We start from the raw sequence: 13,573 nt of genomic DNA, 5'->3' as shown, positions 1-13,573 counted from the left end.
TCGGGATTTCGAGCTTCCGGTCCCGGGGAGTTGTCGGGGAGGGGACGTGGCATCCCCGTGATGGTCGGACATTCGAAACGCTTAGTGGTCGCGCTCGCCGTCGTCGGATATGAGCGAAACGGCGGTCGACCCCGAGACGGTCGAGCACGTCGCCGAGCTCGCGCGGGTGGACCTCACGCCCGACGAGCGCGAGCGGTTCGCGGCGCAGTTCGCCGAGATCCTCGACTCCTTCGCGGCGCTCGACGAGGTGCCCGCGGTCGAGGCCGAGCCCGACCTCGTGAACGTCCTCCGGACCGACGAGGTACGGGAGGGGTTGTCCCAGGCGGACGCCCTCGGCAACGCACCGGCGACCGAGAACGGCTACTTCGAGGGGCCGCCGGTCGGATGAGCCACGACGCGTTCATCAGCCACGAGACGATCGAAGCCGCAGAGTCCGGCGTGCTCGACGACCGACGGGTCGCGGTGAAGGACAACATCAGCACTGAGGGCGTCGAGGCCACGTGTGGATCGGCGATGCTCGCCGACTACGTGCCGCCCTACGACGCCACCGTCGTCGAGCGGCTGAAGGAGTCGGGGGCGACCATCGTCGGCAAGACCAACATGGACGAGTTCGGGATGGGCACCACCACGGAGACCTCCCACTTCGGGCCGACGACGAATCCCGTCGACGAGGAGCGTGTTCCCGGTGGGTCCTCGGGCGGGAGCGCCGCGGCGGTGGCGGCGGGCGAGGCCGACCTCGCGCTCGGTTCGGACACTGGAGGATCGGTACGCTGTCCGGCGGCCTTCTGCGGCGTCGTCGGGATCAAACCCACCTACGGGTTGGTCTCGCGCTACGGACTGGTCGCCTACGCCAATAGTTTGGAGCAGATCGGGCCGCTCGCGCCCACGGTCGAGGAAGCCGCCGAGCTCCTCGACGTGATCGCGGGGCCGGACGAGCACGACGCGACGACGCGAAAGCAGGAGAGGGATGTCGACTACGCGGCGGCCGCCGACGGCGACGTCGACGGGATGACGATCGGGGTGCTCTCGGAGCTCGTCTCGGGAGCCGACGAGGGCGTGACCGCGGCCTTCGAGGGGACCATCGCGGACCTCGAAGCGCAGGGAGCCGAGGTTCGCGAGGTGAGCCTCGATTCGCTCGCCCACGCTGTCCAGGCTTACTACGTCATCGCGATGTCGGAGGCCTCCTCGAACCTCGCGCGGTTCGACGGGGTTCGATACGGGGTCTCGGGCGCGTCGGACGAGGGTGACTACGACGGGAACTGGAACGACGCGTTCGCTCGCTCGCGCGAGGCGGGCTTCGGGTCAGAAGTGAAGCGCCGGATCCTCCTCGGAACCTACGCGCTCTCGGCGGGCTACCACGACAAGTACTACAAGAAGGCCCAGGACGCCCGCGCGTGGATCAAGCGGGACTTCGACGACGCGCTCGCCGAGGCGGACGTGCTGGCTTCGCCGACGATGCCCGTCCTGCCCCCCAAACTCGGCGAGAGCCTCGACGACCCGCTCCAGCTCTATCTCATGGACGCGAACACGGTGCCGGTGAACCTCGCGGACCTCCCCGCGATATCGGTGCCCGCGGGGACGGCCGACGGCCTGCCGGTCGGCGCGCAGTTCGTCGGCCCGGCCTTCGGCGAGGAAGCGATCATCCGGGCGGCGAGCGCGGTCGAGTAGCTGACCTGAGGCGGTTCTGTTCGAACGGTAGCGGGGATCCGTGTGCTATTCTGGTGGCAGGAAACGGTTATTTACACGTAAGTGATGAGTAGTGGATGAAAGATGGATCCGAAGGAGAAGCGTGAGGTGTACGAGGTAGCGCGTCGGGCGGTGCGTGACGAGGTGCATGCGATGATCTCGGATCTCGTGGCGATGGCGATCGGGAGCGCGCTGTTGGTCATCGGCTTACTGGGTATCATCGATGCGGCGGTCCAGGGCTCGCTGCTCAGCCTCCAGGGTGGTTTCAGCGTGTTTCTCGCGCTGTTGGGTCTCGGGATGGTCGGCCGTCACCTGGCGCTGGGACCGCTGGCTCCGACGGCATCTCCCGGTCGGAAACACGACCCAGCGATAGGGGTTCGCGGGTGCTCGGTGACGGCCGAGCGGCCGCGGTGCGGCTGCGGCGGTTGCGGTCCTGGCGGATGAAGGGCGAGCGAGTGGAACGAGCGAGGGCTTCGGCGGTGCCGTGCGGTTGCGGTTGCGGAGGTGCTAGTGGTTGTACCGCGAGCGAACGGAGTGAGCGAGCGGGCCGAGGAACCCCCGAGTGAAACGAGGGGGTGACGCTGGCTTTTGATCCACATTTTGCTAGGGAGCGAACGAAGTGAGCGACCGCAGCAAAAGGTGGGTCCGGAAGGAACAAGTCGCTGGCTTCGTTTTGTCGAACCATGTTCGGAGGAGGCGGCGGCATGAATCCGCGGAAGCTCCAGCAGATGATGAAACAGATGGGGATCGACATCGAGGAGATCGATGCTGAGGAGATCGTGATCCGGACCCCCGACGAGGAACTCGTCTTCACGGACGCCGAGGTCCAGCGGATGGACGCCCAGGGCCAGGCGACCTACACCATCACCGGCGAGCCCGAGAGCCGCGCGGCGGGCGACACCGTCGAGGCGACCCCGCTCGACGACGGGAGCGAGTCGGCCGACACCGGTGGGGATGCCGGCGGCATTCCGGACGCCGACGTCGAGATCGTCGCCCAGCGCACCGGCGCGACCGAGGAGACCGCGCGCGAAGCCCTCGAAGCCGAGGACGGCGACCTCGCGGCGGCGGTCTCGCGGCTGGAGTGACCGCCGTCCTGTTGGTCGGCGAGGGTCGTGAGTACCTCCGCGAGCCGGGCGAGCGCCTCGAAACCGACCTCGGCTATCTCGACGTCCCGGACGAGATCGAGACGGGGGACACCGTCGAGACCCACCTCGGAACCGAGTTCCGGGTGCGTGGACTCCGGGGGCCCGACCTCTTCGAGCACTTCGAGCGCACCGGCGCGCCGATGCTCCCTCGGGATATCGGGCTGGTGATAGGGCACACCGGCGTTTCGGCGAGCGATCGAGTGCTCGATATCGGCACCGGTACCGGCGTGCTCGCGGCCTGTCTCGGGCGCACGGGGGCCTCGGTCGTGAGCTACGAGCGCGACCCCGAGTTCGCCGAGGTCGCGCGCGAGAACATGGCGCTCGCGGGCGTCGACGGGCGCGAAAACGAGTACGGCACCGTCGAGGTCAGAACCGGCGACGGGCTCGACGACCTCGAGACACACTCGGAGTTCGACCTCGTGACGCTCGACACCGGCGACGCACCGGCGATCGTCGAACACGTCCCCGACCTGCTGGTTCCCGGGGGATTCCTGGCGGTCTACTCGCCGTTCATCGAGAGCGTTCGCGAGACCGTCGAGACGGCGCGCGAGGTGGGGCTCGACCCCGAGACCTACGAGACTATCCAGCGCGAGATGGACGTCGGCGAGCGCGGCACGCGCCCCTCGACCGCCGGCGTCGGCCACACCGGCTATCTCGTCTTCGCGCGGGCGTAGCGCTACTCGACCGCTCTTATCAGGTCGAGGAGGTCGCCGCGGTACTCGCGCGGGTCGTTGGGAGCCTCTTCGCCAACCGCCGTGAGCAGTTCCGTGAAGCCCCGTGTCGGGTACGCGCCGCCGGCGAGGCGAAAGCTCCCTTTTCGAACCCAGACCCCGAGCCAGCCCTCGATGTCGACGTCGAATCCGTCACCCCACGCGACCGCGTAGCGCGCGGTGTACTTCGTGAGGCGGAGGCGCTCGCCCGACCGCGTTCGGGCTCGCTGGGTTCGGCCGCGGTCCACGTCCCGAAAGCCGCGCTCCCGGAGGTCGTCCGCGAACGTGCGCCGTGCCTCGGTCGCGACCGTCGGGAGGAGCGCCGCGGGGCCGATACCGGGTGCGAGCGGTGGTCGGAAGTCGAGCCGGGTGGTGAAGAAGAACCGCCAGGGCGCATCGAGGTCGCCGTCGGTCGCCCCGCGAAGCCGCGCCCGAAGCTCCGCGTCCTCGTAGAGCACGGTCGTGCCGACGACCTGTATCGTCGGGAGGCGGAACAGCGTCTCGGTGGTCGTCTCGGCGTGCGCCCAACCGCCGGCGTCGAGACGTTCGCTCGGGAGGTCCGGCGTTTCGTCACGGTCGACCATAGCGACGGTCGGGCTTCGACGGTGATGAGTTATCGCCCCGCCAACCGCTTGCCGGTGTGGCTCGGTGCCACAGGGGTCCTCAGAAACTGTCGATGACCGGGATGCCCATCGTTCCGAAGTCGCTCATCGCTTCCAGACGACTCGAGACGTCGTCGAGCGTCACGGTCTCGGAGACCACGGCACTGGGGTCGAGTTTGCCGTCGCCGACCATCCGGAATATCTCGTCGTAGTCCGTCGGCGGCATTCCGAGCGAGCCGATGAACTCGATCTCCTGCATCACCATCAGGTCCGTCGGGAGCGAGACCTCCCCACCCTCGTCCTGGGTCGAGAGCCCCACCTGGATGTGCTGGCCGTGGGTCGCGAGGCTCATCACGGAGTTTCGGCAGGTGGTCGCGATCCCGAGCGCGTCGACCGAGACCGTCGCGCCGCCGTTCGTGATGGCCTTGACCTCGCCCGGGACGTTCTCGACCTCGCTCGCGTTCACCGTCTCGCTCGCGCCGAGTTCGTTGGCCTTCTCGAGTTTGCCGTCCTCGAGGTCGACCGCGACCACGTTGCCGCCGAGCGCGCTCGCGATGTGGACCGCCGAGAGCCCGACGCCGCCACAGCCGTGGACCGCGACCCAGTCGCCGCCGCCGACGTCGGCTCGGTGGGCGAGCGCGTGGAACGAGGTCATGAACCGACAGCCGAGCCCCGCCATGTCGACCGGTGAGACGCCGTCGGGGAGCGAGACGGCGTTCTGGTCCGCGACGGGTACCCGGAGCTGTTCGGCGAACGCACCCGGGACGGACTCGACGAATCCCAGTGGTCGAACGTTCTCACAGACGTTGCCGTGGCCGGTGCGACACTGCGGGCAGGTGCCGTCGCCCAGATTGAACGGCACCGTCACTGAATCGCCCTCGGCGACGTTCTCGACGTCGTCGCCGACCGCGACCACCCGGCCCGCGGGTTCGTGACCGAGGATCTGGCCCGGTTGTGGTTGGATGCCGAGCCAGTCCCAGTCGCCCTGCCAGCCGTGCCAGTCGCTTCGGCAGATGCCACAGGCTTCGAGTTCCACCACTGCCCCCTCCGGTCCCGGGTCCGGCGCGTCTACGTCACGGATGTCGAGCGGTTCGCCGTAGTCTTCGAGGACAGCTGCTCGCATGGTGCGTGGCCTTCACGCCCTACGTTCATAATCGTTCTGTACAGATCAGGCGATCGTGGACGTTTTTCCGACCTCGAATTACCGTCGTTCATCTACGGCAGGAAGGTACTTTTCGCTGGAAGCCTATTCCCACGCATGGCGTTCCAGCTATCGGGCGAGCACGAGGCGATCCGGAAGGCGGTCCGGGGGTTCGCCGAGGAGGAGATCGTCCCCGTCGCGCGCGAACACGACGAGTCCGGCGAGTACCCTGAGGATCTCCGGCGCGAGGCCGCGAAGTACGACTTCGTCGCGCCGAACATCCCCGAGGAGTACGGGGGTGCGGGGATGGACAAGCTCTCGACCACCCTCGTCACGGAGGAGCTCTGGCGCGCCGACCCCGGCATTGGGAGTGCAGTGGGCTCGGCGGGCTTCGGGAGCGACATGATCATCGAGTACGGTGACGAGTGGATGAAGGAGGAGTGGCTCCCGCGGATCGCGGGGGGTGACTCGGCCTCCGCGAGCGCGATCTCCGAGCCGGCCCACGGCTCGAACGTCGCGGGGATGGAGACCACCGCCGAGAAGGAGGGCGACGAGTGGGTCATTGACGGCAACAAGATGTGGATCACGAACGGCTCGGTGGCCGACGTCGCCGTGGTGATGGCGAAGACCGACCCCGGCGCGGGCCATCGGGGGATCACGGCGTTCCTCGTCCCCACCGAGACGGACGGCTTCACCCCCGAGAAGATCACCAACAAGCTCGGGATCCGGGCCTCTGACCTCGCGGAGGTCCGCCTCGAAGGGGTTCGGATCCCGGAGGCGAACGTCATCGGCGAGGTCGACGAGGGCTTCTACCAGCTGATGGAGTTCTTCGCCTCCGGGCGCACCAGCGTAGCGGCGCAGGCGGTCGGCGCGGGGCAGGGGGCGCTCGACGCCGCCCGCGAGTACGCGACCGAGCGCGAGCAGTTCGACCAACCGATCAGTGAATTTCAGGCCATCCAGCACAAGCTCGCCGAGATGGCGACGGACGTCGAGGCCGCGCGGTCGCTGACCTACCGCGCCGCGAGCGCGGTCGGTGACGGGTCGGACGAGGCGGTGCGCTTCGCGAGCATGGCCAAGCTCTTCGCGAGCGAGCATGCCGTCGACGTCGCCGACGAGGCGCTCCAGGTCTTCGGCGGCGCGGGCTACGTCTCCGACCACCCTGCCGAACGCTACTACCGCGACGCCCGGATCACCAAGATCTACGAGGGCACCTCCGAGATCCAGAAGAACATCATCGCCGACCGGATACTATGAACCACGAGGACTGGGCGGCCGAACAGGAGACGACGACCGTGACCGTCGACGGCCACGACCTCTCGGTAGCCTACCGCGACGACGGCCCGGAATCGGGTACCGCCGACGACCCGCCGGTCGTCTTCCTCCACGGGATCCCCACCTGGTCGTTCCTCTGGCGTAACGTCACGCCCGCGGTCGCGGAGGATCGTCGGGTGGTCGTCCCCGATCTCCTGGGGTACGGCAACTCCGCGATGGCCGACGGGTTCGACCGGTCGATCCGGGCCCAGGAGGCGATGCTCGACGAACTACTCTCCGCCCTCGGTCTCGACAGGGTCTCACTGGTCGCCCACGACATCGGCGGCGGGGTCGCGCTCCGGTACGCCGCCCACCATCCCGATAGGGTGGACGAACTCGTCGTCTCGAACGCGGTTTGTTACGACTCCTGGCCGGTCGAGTTCATCTCGAACCTCGGGTTGCCGAAGACGACCGAGATGGCGTTCGACGAGCTCGAAGACCACGTCGGCTCGGTGTTCTCGCAGGGAACCTATGGCGAGGCGGACCCCGAGTTCGTCGAGGGAATGCTCGCCCCGTGGCTCTCGGAAGAAGGACGCACCTCGCTCGCACGGTGTGCGGTGGCGACGAACACCAACCACACGACCGAGATCGAGTATGGGGAGATCTCGGCGGACGTGTTCTGTCTCTGGGGCGCGGACGACGTCCTTCAATCGATGGAGTACGCCGAGCGGCTCGCCGACGACACGGGTGGAGAAGTGACCGCGCTCGACGAGGGCTACCACTGGGTGATGGAGGACCGGACCGATGGCTATAACACGGCGCTCCGGGAGTTCCTCGATGGATAATCGATGAGCGACGACACCCCGGAATGGGAGTTCTCCGAGCGCGACGTCACGATCCTGCGCGAGCTCGCCCGGGACCCGCAGGTCTCCTCGCGCCAGCTCACCGGCGTGCTCGCCGAGAAGTACGACATCGACGTCTCGCACGTCACCGTGAGCGAGTCGATCCGCCGGATGCGCGAGGCGGGCGTCTTCCGCGAGGCGATCATCCCGAACGAGGAGTTCTTCATCTTCGGGCTGTTCGAGTTCAAGTTCAACGGCGAGCGGTTCGCCGAGGGCTGGCGGCCCGCGATGGAGTACATCCGCGACTCGCCGAACACGCTGTTCTACTTCCTCTCGGACGGCGAGTACCAGTGGAAGACGGTGATGATGTTCCCGAGCCGCGAGGCCGAGTCCCGGTGGATCCACGAGTTCTACAAGGCCCACGGCGGCGTGGTCTCGAACATCCGGAACTCGGTGGTGACGAACGTCCTGAAGTTCGGCACCGACCCCGAACTCCTCGAAAGCCTCGGGGAGTGAGCGGGAGCGAATAGCGGGACCTTTTGCGACGGGGCGTGTGGCCCGGGTATGAACGTCGGAATCGTCGGGTCGGGCCCCGCGACGGACGCGGTCCGGGCGGCGCTCGGCGACGCGGCGACTGTCGAGGAAACCGAGGCGAGCGACATCGGCGGGGTCGACCTCGCCGTGGTCGTGGACACCGCGGGCGCGGCGGCCTTCAGCGAGGCGAACGCGGTCGCGCTGGCGAACGAAACCCCGTGGCTCGCGGTCGAGCTAGGTGGGCTCGCCGGTCGTGGGGTGTGTACGGCCGCGGTCTCCGGGTTCGCCCCCGGCACGGCCTGCTATACCTGTCTCTGTACCCGCGTCGAGGCGAACATCGAGGAGACCGCGGGCGACCCCGACGAGGTCGACGACGCGACCGCGTGGCTCGCGGGCGCACGGGCGGGCTACGAGACGCGCCGGCTCGTCGAGGGCGAGGAGTCGACGGTGCTCGGCGGGGTAGTCGAGGTCCCGCACGCCGAACGTCGGCTGTTGGCGGTGCCGAACTGCGAGTGCGAGCCCGACGACGATCGACGGACGGCGCTCCGTCGCGACCACGAGGAGCGCGACCTCGATGCAACACTCGGGCGTGCCGAGCAGGCGCTCGACCGGCGGACGGGGATCGTTCGCGAGGTCGGCGAGGTCGCGTCGTTCCCCGCACCGTACTACCTCGCGCGGGGCGGCGAGACCGCTGGCTTCAGCGAGGCCAGCGCGGCGAGCGAGGCCGCCGGGGTCGCGGTCGGCTGGGACGAGGCGCTGATGAAGGCGCTCGGCGAGGCGCTCGAACGCTACAGCGCCGGGGTCTACCGGGATTCGTCGTTCGTTCGGGGCGCACCCGAGGCGGTGGAGAACTCGGTGTCGCCGTCGTCGTTCGTGCTGCCCGAGGGGATCGACGCCGACCCCGACGACTCGATACCGTGGGTCGAGGGCGAACAGCTCTCGACCGGTGATTCTGTCCAACTACCGGCGGAGTTCGTGACCTTCCCGCCGCCCGAACGCCGTCACGGCCCGTCGATCACCACGGGACTGGGGCTCGGGAGTTCGGGTGCGGAGGCGCTGTGCTCGGGGCTCTACGAGGTGATCGAGCGCGACGCCGCGATGGTGTCGTGGTACTCGTCGTTCGAGCCGCTCGGGTTGGCCGTCGACGCCGAACCGTTCGCGACGCTGGCCGCGCGGGCGCGCTCGGAGGACCTGACGGTTCGTGCGGCGCTGATCACCCAGGACGTCGACGTGCCGGTGGTGGCGGTCGGGGTTGGACGTGGCGAGTGGCCCCAGCTCGCGGTCGGGTCGGCGGCGGACTTCGACCCCGAGGCGGCGGCGGGGGCGGCGCTCGCGGAGGCGCTCCAGAACTGGATGGAGCTCCGCGCGATGGGGCCCGAGGAGGCCGATGCGGCGGGCGGTGCAGTCGGGCGCTATGCCGCCGAGCCCGGTGAGGCGGCGGCCTTCTTCGACGTCGACGGCCAGATCCCGGCGGCGAGCGCCGGCCCCGAGACGGTGCCCGAAGGGGAGGACGAACTCGGAATGCTGCTCGACCGGATCGAAGACGCGGGTCTCGACGCCTACGCCGCACGGCTCACCCCGAGGGACGTCGAATCGCTCGGCTTCGAGGCGGTACGGGTGCTGGTGCCGGACGCCCAGCCGCTGTTCACCGACGAGCCGTACTTCGGCGAGCGGGCCCGCGAGGTTCCCGCGGCGTTGGGCTTCGAGGCGGACCTCGACCGGGCGTTCCATCCGTATCCGTAGCGCTCGGCCGTGCGCCGGTTGCGGTGCGGCCAGCGGTCGTGGTGCGGCTGCGGGGCGGTTGCGGTGCAGTTAGCGGTTGGCGGCTGCGGTCCTGGTGGATGAAGGGCGAGGGCCGAACGGAGTGAGGCCCGAGGGCTTCGGCGGTGCTGTGCGGTTGTGGCAGTGATTAGTGATTGCACCGCGAGCGACCGGAGGAAGCGAGCGGGCGCGAGGGTGACCAGCGGGAACCCGACGCGCTTTTGATCCACATTTTGCCAGCGAGGGAGCGAGCGCTAGCGAGCGACTGAGCGCAGCAAAAGGTGGGGTTCTCAGATCCCAAAGGTCGCCCGAAGCATATCTCTCGTCCCGGGCCCGAGCCCGACGACGATGATGGCGAGCATCAGAAGGTAGGCGTAGCGCGGGCTGTCCTCGAAGATGGACTCCTCGAACAGCCAGATCACGCCGACCGAGAGTGCGATCTTCACGACGAGGAACGGCCAGGAGTCGCCGATGACCAGGATGACGGAGTGGGGAACGACGAGTTCGGTGAAGCCCACGATGAGTTCGTTCACGGGGTGTTTCGCGGTGTACTCGAACGGGAGGCCGATGGCGTTCCACCAGTCGGAGGCGATGACGTTCGCGACGCCGTCGATGCCCTGGGCCCAGAGGATCGCGAGGCCGATGGTGCCCGTGCCGGCGTTGAGCGCGGGCGCGAGGCGGTCGATGGCGAGGTAGACCCCGATGGCGATGGCCGAGGCGATCCCGATGGTCGCGACCAGCATCTGCGGGTAGAAGCCCAGGTACTCGGTCGTCGCCGCGAGGTAGCCGAGATAGCCGACGGTGACCGCGAGCGCGAGGGTCCCGAAGCCCGCGAGCGCGTCCTCGTACCGCCCGACGATGTCACGGCGCGCGAGCCACAGACTGGCGAGCAGCGCGACGAGGGTGACGAGGAAGACGGTGACGTAGATCACCGGGCTGATGATGAGGGCGCTCGCGGGGTAGTCGATCCCGGTGGCCACGCTCGCGGGCACGACGTCGGCGGCGTCCTCGACGGTTCGGAGCGCACCGCCGAAGAGGACGAACGGGATCAACGCGAACACGACCCGCCGGTCGGTGCCGATGCCGAGCCGGCGCACGAGCAGGAGGACCCCGGCGAGCATGAACAGGAGGACGAGCGCGTAGCCGGCCTCCGAGACGAAGGTGTAGCCGGGTTCGGCGACGGTGAATCCCCGACTGACCGCGACCTGGCAGGCGTCCGCGGTCCCGAGCCGCTCGACCATCCCGTTCGCCCGGATCGCACAGACCGCGTTGTGGGCGTCGGCGTCGATGGGACCCCAGAAGTACCGCCAGACGAAGTTCGTGTAGACGGCTTTCGGGAACGCGACCGACGCGCCCGCGATGGCCACCACGCCGACGACCGCCGCCGCGAGCCACGTTCTGACGGGATCCGTTCGGTCAGCGATGGCGGCCATGAACGTCCGTAGCTCACGAACGCCGCGTCTTTAGTCCGTCGAATCCCCGCCACGCGCTCGGGTTTCGGGCCGGTCGCGCCGCTCCGGCTCGATGTGGAGTTTGCGAGGGCAAGACGCTCCATCTTGCCCGCACTTTCGCGCCGGGTGGCGCGCAGTGCGAGGGACAGGATTTGAACCCGTGGACCTCTACAGGAGCGGAGCTTGAATCCGCCGCCGTTTCCAGACTTGGCTACCCTCGCACGCAGTATCGAGTCGACCGGGATCCGGGTAAAACGTTGCGATCACTCGCCTCGGTCGGTGGTTCGTATCCGTATCGCGTCACTCAATAAGGTGGGCCGAGTAGAGCAGGTAGATGCGAATCGAGCAGCTGGGCGACGGCGAGCCCGAGATCGCCGTCGTCGGCGGGATCCACGGCGACGAACCATGCGGCGTCCGCGCGGTCGAACACCTCCTCGAAGCCGCCCCCGAGGTGAAACGACCGGTCAAGTGTATCGTCGCGAACGAGGAGGCGCTCGCGGCGGAGACCCGCTACCTCGATGCCGACCTCAACCGGGTCTTCCCGGGCGACCCCGACAGCGACGCCCACGAGAAACGCCTCGCGGCGGAACTCCTGACCGAACTCAAGGGCTGTGTCAGCCTCTCGATGCACTCGACGCAGTCCTACACCGAACCGTTCGCGGTGATCGACGAGAACGCGACGTTCGCCAAATCCGTCTGTCCGTCGCTCTCGCTCGACGCGGTGGTCGACGCCAGCGACTTCATCGACGGCCGGCTCATCAGACACGCCGAGGTCCTCGAAATCGAGTGCGGCTACCAGGGTTCGGAGCAGGCCGCCGAGAACGCCATCACGCTCACCGAGGAGTTCCTCACCGCCGTTGGGGCGCTCGACGGGGAGCGCTCGCCGACGCGCGAACTCCCGCTCTATCGGCTCACGCGGCTGGTCCCGAAGGAGGCCGCCGACGACTACGGGGTACCGGCAACCAACTTCGAGCGGGTCGCGGCGGGCGAGACCTACGCCAGCATCGACGGCGAGGAGCTCGTCGCGAACGAACCCTTCTACCCCGTGTTGATGTCGCCCTATGGCTACGAGAACGAGTTCGGCTACGCCGCGGAGCTCGTCGGCAAACTCGGCAGCGGACGGGTCGAAAGCGAAGCGACCTGAGATCCGCGTACTCAGTCGAAGTCGTTCGGATAGCGGGTGTCGTATCCCGCGTATCGACCGAGCGGTTCGAGGTTCGTCCTGCTCGGGATGGACGTGGAGCATCGGTCCGTGGCCATCGGGTGCAAATCACATTTCGAAGGGCAGGGGCCGTGGTCCGGGTTGTCGGGCCGGTCCACGAACCGGAACCCGCTTGCCGCTGAGCGGTGCCTCGACGACGTCACCGTCCCGGCTCATCCCGTGGGTGGGGCGAACTCCACCAGCGCGAGCTCGCGGTCGAGGTGGCAGTAGTCGTGGGGCGGGTCGCCGATGACCTCCTGGATACGGTACTCGGTCTCGAACTCCGCACCCGCGGGCTCGCAGTACGGGTGGCTCGGACAGCCGGTGTGCGGGCACGGTCCTTCGAGGTGAGCCTTGCTCCCGGCGTAGGCGCTCTTGGGCGAGACGTTCGCCATCACGGAGGCGGGTTCGACCTCGACGGCGCGCACGCCGGTGTCGTGCACACCGCATTCGAGGGTCTGGGCGTTCTCGCGCACGCTCGTGACGCGGTACTTCGTCCCCGTCGAGAGGTTGAGACACTGCTCGCGATAGGGACAGCCCTCGCACGCGCTGGCCTCGCCGCGATAGACGAACTCCGTTCCGGGTTCCGCGAGACGGGTGCCGATGAGGGTGATCTGTGACATACCGGCGGTATGTGCCGGGTCCGAATAAGAATACGGCTTGGGCGGTGCGGCTACTCGTTATCGGTGAGTTCGTCGAGCTTTTCGAGGTACGCCTCGCGCGGGACCTGATAGAGGTCGCGATAGTCGACCTCGCCGGCGGTGAAACGCTCGGCGAGCGCCACCGCACCCGCCACGGCCTCGGGCCGGCCGTCGTAGGTCTCGGCCTCGCGCTCGACCTCGGGTTCGAGGAAGAGCGTGACGTACCACGTGTTCGCGGTGCCGGGAGCCCGCTGCCGACCCGGGCGGCGTGACCGCCGACCGCGCGTGAGGTAGATCGTCGGGAGACACGCGGCGTCGAAGGCGTTCGTGTCGAACACGTCGGGCCGATAGACCAGCACGCACCGGTCGTCGGCCTCGTTCCAAACCACCCAGTCCTCGGAGAGTGTATCGAAGTCGCCCATGCCGTCGTTCGGTGACGACCCGGCAAGTCGTTCCCGGTCGTGGGAACCACGACCCCTGGAATTTTCGACGGTTTCGGTCGAAGAAAAGCCGTCCACGACCGAATTGGGAAAACAGTTATATGTCTCAAACCACTCCCTTTTAGTAGTATTGGTGGGTTCCTCTACCATGCTACGCCGTCCCGAGGC

General features: G+C 68.2%; 15 protein-coding genes and 1 tRNA gene. 10 read left to right on the top strand and 6 right to left on the bottom strand.

All coding sequences use genetic code 11. The features are described from left to right. Positions 1-109 precede the first annotated feature (109 nt). The 5 genes from gatC to D3261_RS06285 all read left to right on the top strand — a co-directional run bounded on the left by gatC (position 110) and on the right by D3261_RS06285 (position 3,505). Positions 110-388: an Asp-tRNA(Asn)/Glu-tRNA(Gln) amidotransferase subunit GatC gene (gene gatC, locus D3261_RS06305; protein ID WP_120070396.1), complete on the top strand. Its 279-nt coding sequence runs from the start codon at positions 110-112 to the stop codon at positions 386-388. Continuing rightward, positions 385-1,668 (top strand): Asp-tRNA(Asn)/Glu-tRNA(Gln) amidotransferase subunit GatA, encoded by a 1,284-nt coding sequence (gene gatA / locus D3261_RS06300; RefSeq protein WP_120070394.1) that lies wholly within the window; start codon positions 385-387, stop codon positions 1,666-1,668. The genes gatC and gatA overlap by 4 nt, the downstream gene beginning before the upstream one ends. A 102-nt stretch (positions 1,669-1,770) precedes the next feature. After that, a complete protein-coding gene (locus D3261_RS06295; protein ID WP_233553907.1) occupies positions 1,771-2,130 on the top strand; it encodes a hypothetical protein in 360 nt (119 codons plus the stop codon). Between the two features lie 239 nt (positions 2,131-2,369). Beyond that, positions 2,370-2,771 (top strand): nascent polypeptide-associated complex protein, encoded by a 402-nt coding sequence (locus tag D3261_RS06290; RefSeq protein WP_120070392.1) that lies wholly within the window; start codon positions 2,370-2,372, stop codon positions 2,769-2,771. Beyond that, positions 2,768-3,505, top strand: coding sequence for a methyltransferase domain-containing protein (locus tag D3261_RS06285; protein ID WP_120070389.1), 738 nt, complete (start codon positions 2,768-2,770; stop codon positions 3,503-3,505). Before D3261_RS06290 ends, D3261_RS06285 begins: the two co-directional genes overlap by 4 nt. A 2-nt stretch (positions 3,506-3,507) precedes the next feature. Here the strand turns inward: D3261_RS06285 and D3261_RS06280 are convergent, their stop codons facing one another. Continuing rightward, positions 3,508-4,125 (bottom strand): hypothetical protein, encoded by a 618-nt coding sequence (locus tag D3261_RS06280; protein ID WP_120070386.1) that lies wholly within the window; start codon positions 4,123-4,125, stop codon positions 3,508-3,510. Positions 4,126-4,204: 79 nt separating this feature from the next. Beyond that, positions 4,205-5,266 (bottom strand): zinc-dependent alcohol dehydrogenase family protein, encoded by a 1,062-nt coding sequence (locus D3261_RS06275; RefSeq protein ID WP_120070383.1) that lies wholly within the window; start codon positions 5,264-5,266, stop codon positions 4,205-4,207. 135 nt (positions 5,267-5,401) lie between these two features. On the opposite strand from D3261_RS06275, the gene D3261_RS06270 reads away from it, so the two are divergent. From D3261_RS06270 to D3261_RS06255, 4 genes are read left to right on the top strand one after another with little or no spacing between them, the layout of a single operon-like run. Then, entirely contained in the window at positions 5,402-6,538 is a 1,137-nt protein-coding gene (locus D3261_RS06270; RefSeq protein ID WP_120070380.1) for an acyl-CoA dehydrogenase family protein, read from the top strand. Continuing rightward, entirely contained in the window at positions 6,535-7,380 is an 846-nt protein-coding gene (locus D3261_RS06265) for an alpha/beta fold hydrolase (protein ID WP_120070378.1), read from the top strand. Before D3261_RS06270 ends, D3261_RS06265 begins: the two co-directional genes overlap by 4 nt. Before the next feature lie 3 nt (positions 7,381-7,383). Continuing rightward, complete coding sequence (locus tag D3261_RS06260) at positions 7,384-7,893, top strand: Lrp/AsnC family transcriptional regulator (RefSeq protein ID WP_120070375.1); 510 nt, start codon at positions 7,384-7,386, stop codon at positions 7,891-7,893. 48 nt (positions 7,894-7,941) lie between these two features. Next, on the top strand, positions 7,942-9,654 hold the full coding sequence (locus tag D3261_RS06255; protein WP_120070373.1) for a YcaO-like family protein: 1,713 nt from the start codon (positions 7,942-7,944) through the stop codon (positions 9,652-9,654). A 308-nt stretch (positions 9,655-9,962) separates the two neighbouring features. Here D3261_RS06255 and D3261_RS06250 read toward each other — a convergent pair whose 3' ends face one another. After that, positions 9,963-11,105, bottom strand: coding sequence for a DUF63 family protein (locus tag D3261_RS06250; RefSeq protein WP_120070371.1), 1,143 nt, complete (start codon positions 11,103-11,105; stop codon positions 9,963-9,965). A 155-nt stretch (positions 11,106-11,260) separates the two neighbouring features. Next, a tRNA-Leu gene (locus tag D3261_RS06245) sits at positions 11,261-11,344 on the bottom strand. A gap of 113 nt (positions 11,345-11,457) precedes the next feature. Between D3261_RS06245 and D3261_RS06240 the strand changes: the two genes are divergently transcribed. Next, positions 11,458-12,267: a succinylglutamate desuccinylase/aspartoacylase family protein gene (locus D3261_RS06240; RefSeq protein ID WP_120070368.1), complete on the top strand. Its 810-nt coding sequence runs from the start codon at positions 11,458-11,460 to the stop codon at positions 12,265-12,267. 230 nt (positions 12,268-12,497) lie between these two features. On the opposite strand, the gene D3261_RS06235 is transcribed toward D3261_RS06240, so the two are convergent. Beyond that, positions 12,498-12,947: a UPF0179 family protein gene (locus D3261_RS06235; RefSeq protein ID WP_120070365.1), complete on the bottom strand. Its 450-nt coding sequence runs from the start codon at positions 12,945-12,947 to the stop codon at positions 12,498-12,500. 50 nt (positions 12,948-12,997) lie between these two features. Further along, complete coding sequence (locus D3261_RS06230) at positions 12,998-13,387, bottom strand: DUF5820 family protein (RefSeq protein WP_120070363.1); 390 nt, start codon at positions 13,385-13,387, stop codon at positions 12,998-13,000. Between the last annotated feature and the right edge of the window lie 186 nt (positions 13,388-13,573).

It is taken from the genome of Halococcus sp. IIIV-5B (assembly GCF_003602035.1).
GTDB lineage: Archaea > Halobacteriota > Halobacteria > Halobacteriales > Halococcaceae > Halococcus > Halococcus salsus.
Note: the sequence above shows the minus strand (reverse complement) of the source record. Positions and strands in the feature narration are given on the sequence as shown.

Bases quoted from the DNA above. Each gene is read 5' to 3' on its own strand.
- gatC (WP_120070396.1), top strand. From the start codon at position 110: ATGAGCGAAACGGCGGTCGACCCCGAGACGGTCGAGCACGTCGCCGAG.
- gatA (WP_120070394.1), top strand. From the start codon at position 385: ATGAGCCACGACGCGTTCATCAGCCACGAGACGATCGAAGCCGCAGAG.
- D3261_RS06295 (WP_233553907.1), top strand. From the start codon at position 1,771: ATGGATCCGAAGGAGAAGCGTGAGGTGTACGAGGTAGCGCGTCGGGCG.
- D3261_RS06290 (WP_120070392.1), top strand. From the start codon at position 2,370: ATGTTCGGAGGAGGCGGCGGCATGAATCCGCGGAAGCTCCAGCAGATG.
- D3261_RS06280 (WP_120070386.1), bottom strand. From the start codon at position 4,125: ATGGTCGACCGTGACGAAACGCCGGACCTCCCGAGCGAACGTCTCGAC.
- D3261_RS06275 (WP_120070383.1), bottom strand. From the start codon at position 5,266: ATGCGAGCAGCTGTCCTCGAAGACTACGGCGAACCGCTCGACATCCGT.
- D3261_RS06270 (WP_120070380.1), top strand. From the start codon at position 5,402: ATGGCGTTCCAGCTATCGGGCGAGCACGAGGCGATCCGGAAGGCGGTC.
- D3261_RS06265 (WP_120070378.1), top strand. From the start codon at position 6,535: ATGAACCACGAGGACTGGGCGGCCGAACAGGAGACGACGACCGTGACC.
- D3261_RS06260 (WP_120070375.1), top strand. From the start codon at position 7,384: ATGAGCGACGACACCCCGGAATGGGAGTTCTCCGAGCGCGACGTCACG.
- D3261_RS06255 (WP_120070373.1), top strand. From the start codon at position 7,942: ATGAACGTCGGAATCGTCGGGTCGGGCCCCGCGACGGACGCGGTCCGG.
- D3261_RS06250 (WP_120070371.1), bottom strand. From the start codon at position 11,105: ATGGCCGCCATCGCTGACCGAACGGATCCCGTCAGAACGTGGCTCGCG.
- D3261_RS06240 (WP_120070368.1), top strand. From the start codon at position 11,458: ATGCGAATCGAGCAGCTGGGCGACGGCGAGCCCGAGATCGCCGTCGTC.
- D3261_RS06235 (WP_120070365.1), bottom strand. From the start codon at position 12,947: ATGTCACAGATCACCCTCATCGGCACCCGTCTCGCGGAACCCGGAACG.
- D3261_RS06230 (WP_120070363.1), bottom strand. From the start codon at position 13,387: ATGGGCGACTTCGATACACTCTCCGAGGACTGGGTGGTTTGGAACGAG.